Here is a 15,034-nt window from a genome sequence, read left to right on the forward strand (position 1 = left end):
CTATTCAATGTGTAGGTCGAGTGGTGTCTTGCTGCTGCGCCCGCCAATCTCACGGGTTAACTTCGGTACTAGGTAGCCTGAAACCTCAGAGATTAATCCTTTAAAGTGATGTTTCGCTTCTTCATCTGAAATATAGAAGTGCGCTGCGCCCTGAACCTTATCAAGTACATGCATATAGTAAGGTAAAATACCGGCGTCGAATAGCTTTTCGCTTAATTCTTTCAATGAGTTAGCGCTGTTGTTTACGCCTTTAAGCATCACGCCTTGGTTGAGCAGAGTCGCACCACTTAACTTAAGCTTGTGGAAGGCTTGTTTGAGCTCTAAGTTGATTTCGTTAGCATGGTTAATGTGGCTCACCATCACCACATTAAGGCGAGTTTGAGCTAACAATTGGCATAGTTCATCCGTTACTCGAGCGGGAATCACAACCGGTAATCGGCTATGAATTCGAACTGTTTTCACATGTGGAATTTGTGCGATAGCATGAATTAGCCACTCTAGTTCGCTGTCTTTTGCCATCAGTGGATCACCACCTGACAAGATAACTTCGTTGATCTCTGGGTGAGCCGCCACATAGTCGAGACTGGTTTGCCAAACCGACTTCGAGCCCTTGTTATCTTGGTAAGGGAAGTGACGACGAAAGCAGTAGCGGCAGTTAATCGCACAACCGCCTTTTACAATCATCAATGCACGGTTCTTGTATTTGTGCAGTAGCCCAGGAATGGCGTTGTCTTGCTCTTCCAGTGGATCAGCGGAATAGCCTTGGTGTACCTCAAACTCTTCGCTTAGCGGTAAAATTTGTCGTAGCAATGGATCGTGTGGGTTGCCTTTTTCCATTCGTTCGACAAAGCTAAGAGGTACCCGAAGTGCAAATAACTCACGAGCAGCGAAGCCGGCTTGCCATGGTGTTGGGTCTATTTCCAATGCCTCAAGCAGTTTTGTCGGGTCAGAGATCGCATTCGATAGTTGTTTGAGCCAGTTTTGCTCAACAGATTCGACTTTTCGGGTTATGATATGCGGCATTGAAATTAACTCAAAGATGTGGAAGAGAAAATCATGGCGTCAGTAAGCACCAATGAATTCAAAGGCGGTTTAAAATTCATGATGGATAACGAGCCTTGCTCAATTATCGAAAATGAATACGTTAAGCCAGGTAAAGGCCAAGCGTTTAACCGTGTTAAACTTCGTAAACTGCTGTCAGGCAAAGTGTTAGAGAAAACATTTAAGTCAGGCGATACAGTAGAACTAGCGGACGTTGTAGACGTTGAACTAGGCTACCTATACAGCGATGGCGAATTCTACCACTTCATGAACAACGAAACATTCGAGCAAATCGCTGCTGATGCAAAAGCAGTAGGCGAGACTTCTAAATGGTTAGTTGAAAACGACGTATGTACTCTAACGTTGTGGAATGATAACCCTATCACAGTAACTCCACCAAACTTTGTTGAGATCGCAGTAACAGAAACCGATCCTGGCCTTAAAGGCGACACACAAGGTACTGGCGGTAAGCCTGCAACTCTAGCAACAGGCGCGGTAGTTCGCGTACCTCTATTCATCGCTATCGGTGAAGTTGTTAAAGTTGATACTCGTACTGGCGAATACGTTGGTCGTGTGAAGTAATTGACTTCAAGTATCTGAAAAAGGTCGCTTAGGCGGCCTTTTTTTGTATCCCAAGATCAGATTCGCGTAAACGAGATGCGGGATGCGGGATGCGGGATGCGAGATACGAGATACGAAGAGCTGGAAGAGCAGATATGTGTGAACGAGATGCGAGATACGAAAAGCAGGAAGATCAGAGCCGAGTCAGAGAGATAAGATATTCAACAAATAACAAAAAAGCAGAGCTGGATAACCTAGCTCTGCTTTCGCTTTTCTGCTTTTAAGCTCTTCGATACTCGATTACTCGAATCTCGAATCTGCCCTTAACTCTTAAATCATAAAGATGAAAATAACAGACAATGCGCTGATTAGGCCTGCAACGAAGTAGCAGCCAACTTTACCCGCAACACCGACATGGAACTTAAGGTCGTGCATGCCGTGGTGAAGACGGTGCATTGCGTGCCACATTGGCAGTGCTAGCGTACCGATGATGAATAGCGCACCGATAATGCTGGTGGCAAATTCAGACACACGCTCGTAGCTCATTGCGTCCGCATCGATAATGCCCATTGGCACTAAGATACCCAGCACTAAGATTGTGATTGGTGTGATCATCGCGAACCAAGTACCGCCAGCGCCAAATAGGCCCCACCAGATTGGCTCATCAGAGCGTTGTGGGTTGTGGTTAACAGGTTTTACTTTGTAATTTGTGTTCATAACGAAAGCTCCTTACACCACAACAAGAACGATTAAAGAAATAAAAGCCACCGCTGCCCACTGGGTCAGTACGATGATTTTTTTATCAACCAATTTGCCTTTAAGACGGATTGGCATCACTTGAGGCATCATGCTGAAGAAGGTTTGAGCGTGCAGCAAGCTGCCTAGCAGTGCCACGATGTTGATACCAACGACGATAGGGTTAGCCATAAAGCTCAACCAACCAGCCCAAGCTTCAGGCCCTTTCACTAGTGCACCCAAACCGAAGGTTAGGAACAGAGTGAATAGAATCAAAGGCAGTACAGTCGCTTCACGTAGCATGTAGAAGCGGTAGAACGGATGGTTGCTCCACCACGTTCTCTTCATCTCACGAACATAAGGCTTACGATTGCTCATATTATGCCTCCTCTGCTGTTTTTACTTGCGATCCGTCTGGCTTGAACATCGAGATAACGAAGTCCATTGAAGACTCAACTTTACCTTGGTTTACTGCAGCCGCTGGGTCTACTTTCTTCGGACATACGTCAGAACAGTAACCTACAAACGTACAGCCCCAAGCGCCATTGTCGCCATTGATAAGCTTCATACGTTCAGCTTTACCATTGTCACGGCTATCTAGGTTGTAGCGGTGAGCAAGAGCAAGTGCCGCAGGGCCGATGAACTCAGGGTTTAGACCAAACTGAGGACATGCTGCGTAACACAAACCACAGTTGATGCAGCCAGCGAACTGCTTGTATTTCGCCATTTGCTCTGGAGTTTGGATGTTCGTGCCGTCTTCTGGCTTACGGTCGTTACCAATGATGTAAGGCTTGATCGCTTCAAGGCGCTCGATGAACGGCGTCATGTCGACAATCAAATCTTTTTCGATTGGGAAGTTAGCTAAAGGCTCAATCTTGAAGCCATTCGGGTAATCACGTAAGAAGCTCTTACATGCCAGTTTTGGCACGCCATCAACCATGATGCCGCAAGAACCACAAATCGCCATACGACAAGACCAACGGTAAGACAGGTCTTTATCTAGGTTATCTTTGATGTAACCAATCGCATCAAGTACCGACATGGTTTCATCAAATGGTACTTCAAAGGTTTGAAAGTGAGGTTCTGCATCGTGCTCAGGGTCATAACGCAGGATTTCAATTTTTTGGATTCGATTCGCTGACATTATGCTTGCTCCTCTTCGCTCTTCTTAGCATTCTCTTCTGCTGCTTTTTCAGCGGCAGCGGCTTTCTCTGCAGCTTCACCGTACAGACGAGCTTTAGGTTGAGATTTGGTGATCTTAACGCCGCTGTAGTCGATGGTTGGTGCTGCATCTTCGTTGTAGAAAGATAGAGAGTGTTTCAGGAAGTTCACGTCATCACGTTCTGTGCAGTTGTCGTCTAGACGTTGGTGTGCACCGCGAGACTCTTTACGAAGAATCGCTGAGTGAACCATCGCTTCTGCAACTTCAAGGCCGTAACCCACTTCGATAGCGTAAAGTAGGTCAGTGTTGAACACTTTGCCTTTGTCTTTAATGCTGATCTTCTTGTAGCGAGCTTTCAGTTCAGTGAGTTTGTCGATGGTCTTTTGCATCAAGTCTTCTTGACGGTAGATACCACAACCCGCTTCCATGGTGTGACCCATTTCAGTACGGATGTCAGCCCAGTTCTCGTCGCCTTCTTGAGCCAAGATGCCTGCGATGCGATCTTCAACCGCTTTCACTTGCTTAGCGATAGACTCTTCGTTCCAGCCTTTGAATTCAGCAGCGCGTTTCACTGCTTCTTCACCAGCAACGCGGCCAAATACCACGAACTCAGCCAGAGAGTTAGAACCTAGGCGGTTTGCACCGTGTAGGCCAACTGAAGCACATTCACCAACGGCGAATAGGCCTTTAATGCGAGTCTCACACGTGCCGTTAGTTTCAATACCACCCATGGTGTAGTGAACGGTTGGACGAATTGGGATTGGCTCTTTTGCTGGGTCTACGTTTACGTACGCTTTTGCAAGCTCACAGATGAACGGTAGACGCTCTTGCAGGTACTCTTCACCAAGGTGGCGAAGGTCAAGGTGCACGACATCACCAAGTGGGTGCTTGATGGTGTTGCCTTTCTGCTGCTCGTGCCAGAATGCTTGAGAAACTTTGTCACGTGGACCCAGTTCCATGTATTTGTTTTTCGGCTCGCCCACTGGAGTTTCAGGGCCCATGCCGTAATCTTGCAGGTAACGGTAGCCGTTCTTGTTGACGATGATACCGCCTTCACCACGACAACCTTCGGTCATCAAGATGCCAGTGCCCGGTAGGCCTGTTGGGTGGTATTGAACGAACTCCATATCACGCAGTGGTACACCGTGGCGATAAGCCATTGCCATACCGTCGCCAGTTACGATGCCGCCGTTGGTATTACAGTGGTAAACACGACCTGCGCCGCCGGTTGCTAGAACAACAGATTTTGCTTTGATGGTAACAAGCTCACCTTCAGACATGTGAATCGCGATTAGGCCTTGTACTTCGCCATCTTCAACGAGCAAATCCACCACAAAGTACTCATCAAATCGTTTGATTGTGTCGTACTTCATCGAAGTCTGGAACAGAGTATGAAGCATGTGGAAGCCGGTTTTATCCGCTGCGAACCACGTTCTCTCTACCTTCATACCGCCGAATCGGCGTACGTTTACTTCACCGTTTTCTTTACGACTCCATGGGCAGCCCCATTGTTCCATTTGGATCATTTCGCGAGTCGAGTTTTCAACAAAGTATTCAACAACATCCTGTTCACATAGCCAGTCGCCACCGCCAACAGTATCGTTGAAGTGGTTATCTAGGCTATCTTCGTCTTTAATTACCGCTGCTGAACCGCCTTCTGCTGCCACCGTGTGCGAACGCATTGGGTAAACTTTAGAAATCAGTGCTACTTCCAGTTCAGGATTAGCTTCAGCCGCAGCAATAGCTGTACGAAGACCAGCGCCGCCTGCGCCGATGACTGCGATATCTGTGGTAATTGTCTTCACAGTTATTCTCCAGTGTGATGCGGAGTATTCCGCTTGTTATTATAAAAAGCCTATTTAGGAGGTTCTAAATCGTAGGAACCATTTAGCGCCCCTAAGCCTTAAGTGGTAGGTTCAGTGTAAGAGAGGAAGGTATTCGAAAAGTTGATGCATTTGGGTTTTTAGGTCGGTAATGCATATGGAGGCATAGAAATTATAGGTTATGTGACTGCAATCACGGCAATGAATTGTTGATAACGTTTAACCCACAGGGTGGGTGTTAACGGCTTGTTGAGTATGATTTTTGTTATCAATGTTGATGTGAAATCTGTATTGATAATTGTATTGTAGAACGTAATTTTCTGGCTTCATTAAAACAACATTTTGCTTTCACGAATAGAAAGATAGAAGCTTACAAAAGCGATGAAAGGTGGTAATTTTCGTCGCCTAGAATTCAGTAATATGGAACTCAATAATGCACTCTACATGGCAACCGGCCGCAACCATTAAACAGTTAAAGCAACGTGCTGATATCCTTAATCAAATTCGTCAGTTCTTTGCTGAGCGAAACGTGATGGAAGTGGATACGCCTGCGATGAGCCACGCCACGGTGACGGACGTGCATTTGCATACTTTCAAAACTGAATTCGTAGGGCCGGGTTATGCGCACGGTCAGCCTCTGTTCTTTATGACTAGCCCTGAGTTTCATATGAAACGTCTATTAGCGGCGGGCAGTGGCTGTATTTACCAAATTTGTAAGTCTTTCCGTAACGAAGAAAATGGCCGTTACCACAACCCTGAGTTCACCATGTTGGAGTGGTATCGCGTTGGCTTTGATCACCATGACCTGATGGATGAAATGGATTTGCTGTTACAGCAGGTACTTAAATCGGGCTCAGCAGAGCGAATGACTTACCAACAAGCCTTTATTGACGTGTTAGGTGTGTGTCCACTGGAAGATTCGATGGCTACGCTAAAGCAAGCCGCAGCAAAACTTGGGCTCAGCGACATTGCAGATCCAGAACAAGACCGTGACACCTTGCTGCAGTTGCTGTTTAGTATTGGGGTTGAAGCTAAAATAGGGCAACAAGTCCCTGCGTTTGTTTATGACTTTCCGGCTTCACAAGCGGCATTAGCCAAGATTAACCCGAATGACTCGCGAGTAGCCGATCGCTTTGAGGTGTATTTCAAAGGCATTGAATTGGCAAACGGCTTCCATGAACTAGACAAGCCACAAGAGCAGCTCAAGCGCTTTGAAGATGACAATGCCAAACGTATTGAGATGGGCTTATCGCCTCAACCGATTGACCATCACTTGATTGAGGCATTAAAAGCGGGCTTACCAGACTGTGCGGGTGTTGCTTTAGGTATTGATCGTCTGATCATGCTGGCATTAGGTTATGACCATATCGATGATGTGACGGCTTTTCCGTTCCCGCGCTCTTAGCTCTCTATTCAGTTAGTCTTACTTACTGTTTGGCTAACTGACCAGAATCCCAGTGCCACTATCTTACTAGGATACCAGTGCCAATAACGGCAACAATGGCACCGATCCAAGCGTAGGCATTTGGTCTCTGTTTGGTGTACAGCCAAAGTATTGGTAACAACATGATTGGTGTGGTTGAAGATAACAGAGCAACCATGCCGACATTGCCTTCCTGAAGCGCATACAAGATCAGCGTCATTCCCACCGCCATCGCTAAAAATCCGTTCACTGCGGTAATCGCAAATATTTGACCATTCATCGGGTTGATTGCGCGTGAGAGCTTAGCGCCAGTTAGACGAAATGCGGAGTGAGCAACAAAAGCGGTAATCATACGAATCGCTGAAGCGGCAACAGGGTCTATGCTGGTTTGCATCACGGGTTTTGCAATAATACCGCCCAAGGCTTGGCAAATAGCGGCAGTGATTCCGAGAGCTACACCAATCCACACGGTGCCCTTGATGGTTTCGAGTTGGTTGTTGGCTTGTCCTCGACGACCAAAGAATATCGCGGTTAAAACGCCGCTAAACACCAAAGCCGAGCCAATCAGCTCCACCGAAGTCATGCTTTCGCTAAATAGGAAGTAACCAAGAATTGCCGAGAACACGGCGTGACAAGAGAACAGCAAACCTGCTTGGCGCGGTCCCATTCTGTTCAAACAAGCAAATAGGGCGGTATCACCAATGAAGATGCCAATTAGCCCAGACAGCATCATCGGCGTGACTAGGTCTGCTTCGACCGTTGACCAGCCACCAGTAAAGCAAGCCATGCTCGATAAGATGATAGCAGTGCAACCCATGCGCCAACGGCTATAGGCGAAAGAACCTAAGTGTTGAGCAGGCTTTACTGACATCAGGCTCGCGATAGCCCAAAGAAAAGCGGCAGCAAGAGCCAACCATTCGAATCCCATCTGAATAACATCCTTGTGTCTGGGATAAATTAGCTCATCAATATGCATTAAACCGGACTGAGAACAAAGTGATTCTTGTGAAAAGAGTCACTTTGTTTCAGTTATCGGTTTACGTCACCTGCCGCTCGGTGGTGAGGTTTAACTTATGTTGCTTGAGATGAGTTATACCTTAAAGCGCTCCACATCTCGGCGCATCGACTCGGCAGCGTTACTCATTTCATTTGAGCTATTGCGGCTGCTTTCAGCTTGTTGTGCAAGATCGTCGGAGGCATCCTTGATTCCTTGCGTATTACGACTGATGTCTTCGCTTACTGCGCGTTGCTCTTCTGCAGCACTCGCTATTTGCAGCGCCATATCGTTGATTTCAGTGATCGCTTGGGTGATTTTAGAGAGGCTGCCATGAGCTTGCTCTGCGAAGCCAACGCTGTTCTCTGCCAGTTGGGTGCTGGTGGTCATGCTTTCAACGGCATGTTCGGTATTCTTCTGTAACGTATCAATCATCACGCGGATTTCTTCGGTCGAGCCATGCGTTCTTTGGCTCAGGACTCGAACCTCGTCTGCAACAACCGCAAATCCACGACCTTGCTCACCCGCACGCGCCGCTTCAATCGCAGCGTTCAATGCCAACAGGTTGGTTTGTTCGGCAATGCCTTGAATGGTGGATAGTATCTGATTGATGCTTTGCGCGTTGTTTTCCAGTTCTCGAATAACATTGGCAGCGTCTTCAACTTGAGTTGCAAGACCAGTAATCGCATCGCGGTTTTGTTGAATAACCTCTTGGCCTTCGTTACAAGTGGTGGCTGACGCTTGAGAAGCGGATGCCGTGAGTTCGGCATGGCTAGCCACTTCAGCTGCCGTGGCTGACATCTCATGAATCGCGGTCGCTATTTGATTGATATCGTTTTGCTGATTCTCAACTCGAATGGATGATTGGGTCGCCAGTTGATTGGCTTTTTCTGCATGATTGTTTAAATCGTGGCTGTGCTCTATTACGCCCTTCAACATGCTTTGCATCTGGCTTAAGAACTGGTTCACAAGTTCGGCTAGTTTGCCTATCTCATCCATACGCGTGATATCAATACGCTGAGTGAGATCACCTCTGCCTTGAGTTAGCTGAGTCAGCGCTTCAGACAAGGTTTGTAGTGGGGAGAGCAGGCGGTTGATCACCACTGTGCTCGCAATCGAAATGACGATATACAAAATCAAAGAAGTAAGAGCGATGAACTGAATCGCGTCAGATACTGCGGAAAACGCCATTTCCTTATCGATAACAATACCCAGTGACCAATCGGTATTCGGGACATTGGCAATGTAGACCATTTTATCCTCTTGGCCAGGCCAAGTTAGCGTAGTGATAATTTGGCCTTGGATCAGTTGTGACACTTTGTTGGCTGTTAGTTCCGGATTCAAACTGGTCAGTGGTTTCTGACTTAGCTCTTCATCACTGTAGGCAACGATGTTGTTGTTACCGTCAACTAAAAACGCAAAGCCATCGTTATCCAGTTTCACGTTGAGTACGGTGTCGATAATGCTGGTTACAGTTAGGTCTGCCGCGAGGACACCTTGTCTTTCACCGTTGAATGCTTTTGCAAAGCTGATGACAATGCTGCCGTCAAAGTCTTGATAAGGTTCAGTAATGACGAGGTCTGATGTTGCGTTGGCATCTTTATACCAAGGGCGGGTGCGTGGGTCGTAGCCTGCTGGCCAATCTTCACCTTTGTCGCCATACGCGATAGTGCCGTCGCTGAATCCGGCATAAACAGACAAGAATTGTCCAGCTTGTTTGGTGATTAGCAACTCGCGGTCAGAGTTACTGTTGCTTGAAATGGTCGGTTCATTAGCAAGCATCATATCGCTGCGAGTCGAGAGCCAATCGGCAATATAATTCGTCGTGCCAGCACTGACATTTCTCATTTCTTGGTTGATCGCGACTTCAGTTTCTTGAGTCAGTTGATTAACCGATATCCAGGCTTGAGCGCCACTCACGACGGCAATAATGACCGCAATTGCGATCTGAATTTTAAATTTAATCGTATGTCTCAAGGTCTATTCCTCTTTATTAGACAAAAACTAGGGCGTGTTGACCTTTCGCGGTTCAATTTTGTTCGAGATAAAAGCGTTTTAATCGCGGCGAGGGGGAAGTAGCCTAGCCATTCTAAGCAAATCCCCCTCAACAAAGAGTAAAACGCTTTTAGCCGAACCCTTCGGGCAGCGTTTGCTGGTCATTTCTACTGCGTTATCGGCTTCTCATGTAGGCTAGCTACACATCAAAACCTCTGCCTTGTCGAAACCCCCAGCAATTCGCTGCAAAAATCAGCTCGAAAGGTCAATACGCCCTAATGACAGTGACGTACTTGATGGTGAATTGGTGTGTCTATGATAGGCGTATAGTGCCGCTGTCTTAAGTTGAATGACTGTGTTTAAAATCATAAATTCTAAATATATTTGCTCTGCTTTTTGTAAAACAGTGAAGTAATATAATATCACTGTTACCTATTGATTGAAATGTCAGTTAATTGCTTGAGGTGGAGTGGTATAGATCGAAAAAAGCGCCAAATTTACATTCAGCGCTTTAGTTAGGATTAAAGGGGAGCGTTAACGCTTACTAGGTGATGATAAACAGGGCGAGGTAAACCATCAGCAAGCCCACAATACCTAAGATGATGCCCATCTTCGCCATGTCTTTGCTTTCGATAAGCCCGGTCGAGTAGGCCAGTGAGTTTGGTGGTGTCGATACGGGCAGAATCATACCAAGTGATGCCGAGAAGGCGACCACAACCAGCAAGCCTTGTAAGCCTCCAATTGCAACCAAGCTTTCCATGGAAGCACCAATTGCAGCGGCTATCGGCATCAGCAAGTTGGCCGTCGCAGTGTTTGACATGAAGTTCGCCATTAACCAACACACGATAGACAATGTCAGTACCACAGCTGCAGGTGAGAGCGATTCATAGTCAATTGCGTGTGCGAGTGCAGCGGCTAAGCCTGTTTTATCTAAGCCAATACCAATCGCAATACCACCTGCGACCAGCCACAACACATCCCAGTTAATCAGCTTGAGCTCTTCTTTGCCCATGATGCCAGTGAGCGTAAACACAGCCAGTGGAATGATAGACACGACATAGGTGTTCATGCCGTGCAGTTTGGTGGTCATCCACAATAAGATTGTCGCAGCGAAGGTGATGTAAACCACAATCGCTCGCCAGCTCTTTCTAAATTGTCCATCGAGCTTGAGCACCATGTTTCTTTCTTTAGAAGGGAAGAGTTTTTGTAGAAGAAACCAAGCGATGGTGAGTTGGATGATCACAAAGGGTAAGCCCATCATCATCCAGCTGAGGAAGTCGATGGTATTTTCACCCGTTAGGTATTGCAGCGCGATGGCATTGGGCGGTGTACCGATTGGGGTTGCGATACCGCCAGTATTGGCAGCAATTGGAATACACAACACGAGCGCTTTGATACCCATATCGCCTTTTGGTGCAGATGCCACGATAGGACCGAGCAGCGCAAGCATCATTACCGTCGTTGCGGTATTTGACATGAACATTGAGAACACGGCGGTGATCAGCATTAAGCCGAGCATAATGAAGCGCGGCTCTGTACCAAATGGTTTGAGAAGCACTCGAGCTAGGTTGTTATCGAGTTCGTACTTGGATGCGGATATCGCAAGAGCAAAGCCACCCATGAAAAGGATGATGATTGGTGATGAAAATGCACCGAAGATGTCGGTATATTTGATTAACTCACCGAGATCGTGCCCCGCTGGTGGATTTCTAAATAGGTGTAAACCTTTGTCAGATATCATCACCAGTTCAAGCGCAATGATCAAAATGGAAGTGGCGAATACCGGAACAGGTTCAAGCACCCACAGCAGGGCTGCTAATAAGAATATCGCCAACAGGCGGTGTTGAATCAGCGTGAGATCATCGATTGGTATTGAATCTATCGGCATGAATAACACGCCTAAGGGAATCGCAAAACAAATCAACAGCTTGACCAGAACGCCAACATTGAGTTTAGGCATGTACAAAGACCCTATAAATAAAATATCTTCAAATAGAGTAAGTTATCTGGATTTCTGGTACTTGGAGACGGGTTGGAAAATCAAAAAGTTGTTTAAGGTTTCGACAGTTGTTTTGTTTTTGGTCAATCTTTTATCTGGGCAATTAGAGACAAGAGTGAGAAGCAGCAGGTGGCTGGGCAGGGTTTGAAAGATTGAGTTGTTAGAGCTTGAGTAGCAAATGAATCGGTAGAGTTAAGAAAAAGGCGCGTTCTTCTCTGAAATAGAAAAAGTAACGCGCCTTGAAAGCTTAAATGAGTTAACTCAAATTGTTAAGCTTGGTCAGTGTTCTCAGCAGAATCGGTAACAACATCGTCATTTGCTTGCGCTTCTTTGCCAGCAATGTGCGCGAAAGGTGTACCAAGAACCGTTTTCTCGCCATTTTGCATAGTGTCGTCAAACTTGATCGTATCTTTAGCGAACAGGTTGATAACGGTTGAACCAAGCTTAAAGCGGCCCATCTCTTCGCCTTTCTTCAAGATGATTGCTTTGTCACCTTGTGCAGGGTAATCCCATTTGTAAACCGAGTTACCACGAGGTGGGGTGATGGTACCTGCCCATACTTGCTCGATGCTACCTACGATCGTTGCGCCAACCAGCACTTGTGCCATTGGGCCAAATTCCGTATCGAAGATACAAACGACACGCTCATTACGTGCGAATAGATTTGGAACGTTTTCTGCCGTTAACGGGTTAACTGAGAAAAGGTCACCTGGAACGTAGATCATCTGGCGCAGTGTGCCGTCGCATGGCATGTGCACGCGGTGGTAATCACTTGGAGACAGGTAAAGCGTTGCGAATTCACCGTCTTTAAATTCATCCGCTAGCGCAGCATCACCACCCAATAGCTCGCGAGCTGAGTAGTTATGGCCTTTCGCTTGAATCAGTTGACCGTCAGTAATTGGGCCAAATTGGCTCACACGTGCATCTGCAGGGTGAACAATAACAGACTCACCTTCAGCGATAGGACGCATGCCTTCTTTCAATTCACGCACGAAGAATTCATTGAATGTTTTAAAGTGTTTTGGATCGCTATGCAGAGCTTCATCCATGTTCACTTTGTATTGCTTGATGAACCAGTTGATGATCGCTGTCGTTAAGCCGCCCGCTTTAGCAGACGCAAGTTTGCCGACTAGGCGAGTTAATCCATGTTGTGGAATCCAGTACTGCAATCCAACTTTAATCTTATCCATTGTATTAATTTTCCAATGCTAATTGTTTTTCAATTAAATCTGTCGATGACGGTTTAGGGCGCGAGATGTTACTTAAATTCGCGCCAATTGTCAGTAAATGCACACATTTGTTCACAAAAACGCGATTAGAGATCGGCTTTTTTGTTGCGTGAATACTGACGGTTATCTTTGTTACTCGCCATGCTTTCAATGATGCGGTGGTAGTTGTCGAAACGTAATCGACTGATCTTTCCGTTTTCTACCGCTTCGCGCAGGATGCAGCCTGGGTCATCAATGTGTTTACAGTCACGGAACTTACAACCGCCAAGGTAAGGCTTGAACTCGATAAAGGCTTCAGTGATTTCGTCGGCCTCTAGGTGCCATAGGCCGAATTCACGCACTCCTGGTGAATCAATCAGATCACCACCAGAAGGGAAGTGGTATAAACGAGCTGCCGTGGTTGTGTGCTGACCAAGACCTGAGTTCTCAGAGACTTCGCCTTCTTCAATGTCTAGCGTAGGCATTAATGCATTCACTAGGCTTGATTTACCCACACCCGATTGACCAACAAAGATGTTGATACGGTCTTTGAGTTCAGCTTCCAGCTCTTTGATGCCGTAGCCAGACTCTTTACTCACGAACATCACTTTATAGCCGATCTTCTCGTACTCTTTAAGTGTTTCACGGTATTCAGCAATCTGCTCATCAGTCAGTAGATCGACCTTGTTCAGTACAACAAGCGGCGCGATGTTTACCGTTTCTGAAGCAATTAGGTAACGGTCGATAATATTAAGTGATAGCTCTGGTAGCACAGCCGATACGATAACCATTTGGTCGACGTTCGCAGCTACTGGCTTTAGGCCATCGTAGTAATCAGGGCGAGTCAGCATTGAAGTTCTCGGTTCAACCGCTTCCACAACGCCAGAAATACCGGCCATTGATTCTAAGCCTGCGCGCCAAGTCACTCGGTCACCAGAAACTAAAGTCTCGATACTACGGCGTAAGTTACAACGATGAACTTCGTTAGTTTCAAGATCTTCGATATCAGCATGTTGGCCAAAGCGCGTAATCACGAGTCCGCTTTTGGTTCCGCCAAGCATGTTCTCATCCCATTGGATAGAATCTTCTTTCTTGAGTCGCTTGTTCTGGTTGCTACGTACACGACGTACTTGACCTTTGGTTAACTTCTTTTTTTTAGCCACAATTTTTCACTTAACACATCTAACTTGATGATTGGGGACTCAAACAGGATGTTGCTGGTACCACGTGATTTCGATGGTCCTAAAGCTAGTTTGAGTATAGTTATTTGGGTATAGTACCTCTTTTACACATAAACAAATAGGCGACGCCTTATGTCCTTTAGCGATCAGAACCTTATTTGGGTTGATCTAGAGATGACAGGACTTGATCCTGAAACTCATAAAATCATTGAAATTGCGACTATCGTTACTGATAGTGAGCTTAACATCCTGGCTGAAGGACCTGTTTTGGCTATTCACCAGCCTCAGAGTGAATTGGACAAGATGGACGAGTGGTGCACAACGACGCACACTGGCAGCGGCCTCGTGAAGCGAATTCAAGAAAGCACGGTTTCAGAGCAAGATGCCATCCAACAAACGATTGAGTTTCTTGAAAAATGGGTACCAAAAGGTAAGTCACCGATTTGTGGTAACAGCATTGGTCAAGACCGCCGTTTCCTATACAAGCACATGCCAGAGTTAGAAGAGTACTTCCACTACCGCTATGTTGACGTAAGCACACTGAAAGAGCTGACTCGTCGCTGGAAACCTGAAGTGTTAGATGGTTTTTCTAAGTCGGGAAGTCACCTTGCGTTAGACGATATTCGAGAGTCGATCGCCGAGCTGCAGTACTACCGAAAAACGATTATTAACATCTAGTCGAATAAAATGATCACGTTTATCTAACTTTTCAGGGACATAAGAGCCGTTTTTTTTGCAAATCTGTGTGCTTTTACAGCAGTTGAGTAAAAAGTTTCGTAATTTTGCATTAAGGACTTGCATCACAAAAAAATGCTCTTATAATTCGCAGCCCTGAACGGCGAAAGACGTTTTCAGATTGCGATACTAGCTCAGTTGGTAGAGCGCAACCTTGCCAAGGTTGAGGTCATCGGT

The 15,034-nt window shown here is 46.3% G+C and carries 13 protein-coding genes; 3 read left to right on the forward strand and 10 right to left on the reverse strand.

The features are described from left to right. Entirely contained in the window at positions 1-1,023 is a 1,023-nt protein-coding gene (gene epmB / locus AB6E85_RS07250) for an EF-P beta-lysylation protein EpmB (RefSeq protein WP_136987099.1), read from the reverse strand. Positions 1,024-1,056: 33 nt separating this feature from the next. Here epmB and efp point away from each other — a divergent pair, with 33 nt between their 5' ends. Continuing rightward, positions 1,057-1,623: an elongation factor P gene (efp, locus tag AB6E85_RS07255; protein WP_017067165.1), complete on the forward strand. Its 567-nt coding sequence runs from the start codon at positions 1,057-1,059 to the stop codon at positions 1,621-1,623. A 309-nt stretch (positions 1,624-1,932) separates the two neighbouring features. Here the strand turns inward: efp and frdD are convergent, their stop codons facing one another. Genes frdD through frdA form a run of 4 tightly spaced genes read right to left on the reverse strand, consistent with a single transcriptional unit; the run spans position 1,933 to position 5,304 of the window. Next, a complete protein-coding gene (gene frdD / locus AB6E85_RS07260; RefSeq protein WP_017067166.1) occupies positions 1,933-2,319 on the reverse strand; it encodes a fumarate reductase subunit FrdD in 387 nt (128 codons plus the stop codon). A 12-nt stretch (positions 2,320-2,331) separates the two neighbouring features. Then, complete coding sequence (gene frdC, locus AB6E85_RS07265; RefSeq protein WP_017061300.1) at positions 2,332-2,715, reverse strand: fumarate reductase subunit FrdC; 384 nt, start codon at positions 2,713-2,715, stop codon at positions 2,332-2,334. A 1-nt stretch (position 2,716) separates the two neighbouring features. Beyond that, complete coding sequence (locus AB6E85_RS07270; RefSeq protein ID WP_009847917.1) at positions 2,717-3,481, reverse strand: succinate dehydrogenase/fumarate reductase iron-sulfur subunit; 765 nt, start codon at positions 3,479-3,481, stop codon at positions 2,717-2,719. Continuing rightward, entirely contained in the window at positions 3,481-5,304 is a 1,824-nt protein-coding gene (gene frdA / locus AB6E85_RS07275; protein ID WP_372142049.1) for a fumarate reductase (quinol) flavoprotein subunit, read from the reverse strand. Before frdA ends, AB6E85_RS07270 begins: the two co-directional genes overlap by 1 nt. A gap of 451 nt (positions 5,305-5,755) precedes the next feature. Here frdA and epmA point away from each other — a divergent pair, with 451 nt between their 5' ends. Beyond that, positions 5,756-6,727, forward strand: coding sequence for an elongation factor P--(R)-beta-lysine ligase (gene epmA / locus AB6E85_RS07280; protein ID WP_372142051.1), 972 nt, complete (start codon positions 5,756-5,758; stop codon positions 6,725-6,727). 58 nt (positions 6,728-6,785) lie between these two features. On the opposite strand, the gene AB6E85_RS07285 is transcribed toward epmA, so the two are convergent. From AB6E85_RS07285 to rsgA, 5 genes are all read right to left on the reverse strand, one after another. After that, the gene (locus tag AB6E85_RS07285; RefSeq protein ID WP_372142053.1) at positions 6,786-7,673 is read right to left on the reverse strand and encodes a DMT family transporter; all 888 of its coding nucleotides are present in this window, start codon (positions 7,671-7,673) and stop codon (positions 6,786-6,788) included. A 162-nt stretch (positions 7,674-7,835) separates the two neighbouring features. Further along, a complete protein-coding gene (locus tag AB6E85_RS07290) occupies positions 7,836-9,716 on the reverse strand; it encodes a methyl-accepting chemotaxis protein (RefSeq protein ID WP_372142055.1) in 1,881 nt (626 codons plus the stop codon). A gap of 562 nt (positions 9,717-10,278) precedes the next feature. Further along, positions 10,279-11,694, reverse strand: a complete 1,416-nt coding sequence (locus AB6E85_RS07295) for a DASS family sodium-coupled anion symporter (RefSeq protein WP_017061303.1) — start codon at positions 11,692-11,694, stop codon at positions 10,279-10,281. A gap of 308 nt (positions 11,695-12,002) precedes the next feature. Next, entirely contained in the window at positions 12,003-12,923 is a 921-nt protein-coding gene (gene asd / locus AB6E85_RS07300) for an archaetidylserine decarboxylase (RefSeq protein WP_372142056.1), read from the reverse strand. A gap of 125 nt (positions 12,924-13,048) precedes the next feature. After that, positions 13,049-14,104, reverse strand: a complete 1,056-nt coding sequence (rsgA, locus tag AB6E85_RS07305; protein WP_017061306.1) for a small ribosomal subunit biogenesis GTPase RsgA — start codon at positions 14,102-14,104, stop codon at positions 13,049-13,051. Between the two features lie 150 nt (positions 14,105-14,254). On the opposite strand from rsgA, the gene orn reads away from it, so the two are divergent. Continuing rightward, positions 14,255-14,800: an oligoribonuclease gene (orn, locus tag AB6E85_RS07310; RefSeq protein WP_010434065.1), complete on the forward strand. Its 546-nt coding sequence runs from the start codon at positions 14,255-14,257 to the stop codon at positions 14,798-14,800. Positions 14,801-15,034 lie beyond the last annotated feature (234 nt).

It is taken from the genome of Vibrio sp. 10N.247.311.51 (assembly GCF_041467855.1).
Lineage (GTDB): Bacteria > Pseudomonadota > Gammaproteobacteria > Enterobacterales > Vibrionaceae > Vibrio > Vibrio coralliirubri.

Bases quoted from the DNA above. Each gene is read 5' to 3' on its own strand.
- epmB (WP_136987099.1), bottom strand. From the start codon at position 1,023: ATGCCGCATATCATAACCCGAAAAGTCGAATCTGTTGAGCAAAACTGG.
- efp (WP_017067165.1), top strand. From the start codon at position 1,057: ATGGCGTCAGTAAGCACCAATGAATTCAAAGGCGGTTTAAAATTCATG.
- frdD (WP_017067166.1), bottom strand. From the start codon at position 2,319: ATGAACACAAATTACAAAGTAAAACCTGTTAACCACAACCCACAACGC.
- frdC (WP_017061300.1), bottom strand. From the start codon at position 2,715: ATGAGCAATCGTAAGCCTTATGTTCGTGAGATGAAGAGAACGTGGTGG.
- AB6E85_RS07270 (WP_009847917.1), bottom strand. From the start codon at position 3,481: ATGTCAGCGAATCGAATCCAAAAAATTGAAATCCTGCGTTATGACCCT.
- epmA (WP_372142051.1), top strand. From the start codon at position 5,756: ATGCACTCTACATGGCAACCGGCCGCAACCATTAAACAGTTAAAGCAA.
- AB6E85_RS07285 (WP_372142053.1), bottom strand. From the start codon at position 7,673: ATGGGATTCGAATGGTTGGCTCTTGCTGCCGCTTTTCTTTGGGCTATC.
- AB6E85_RS07295 (WP_017061303.1), bottom strand. From the start codon at position 11,694: ATGCCTAAACTCAATGTTGGCGTTCTGGTCAAGCTGTTGATTTGTTTT.
- asd (WP_372142056.1), bottom strand. From the start codon at position 12,923: ATGGATAAGATTAAAGTTGGATTGCAGTACTGGATTCCACAACATGGA.
- orn (WP_010434065.1), top strand. From the start codon at position 14,255: ATGTCCTTTAGCGATCAGAACCTTATTTGGGTTGATCTAGAGATGACA.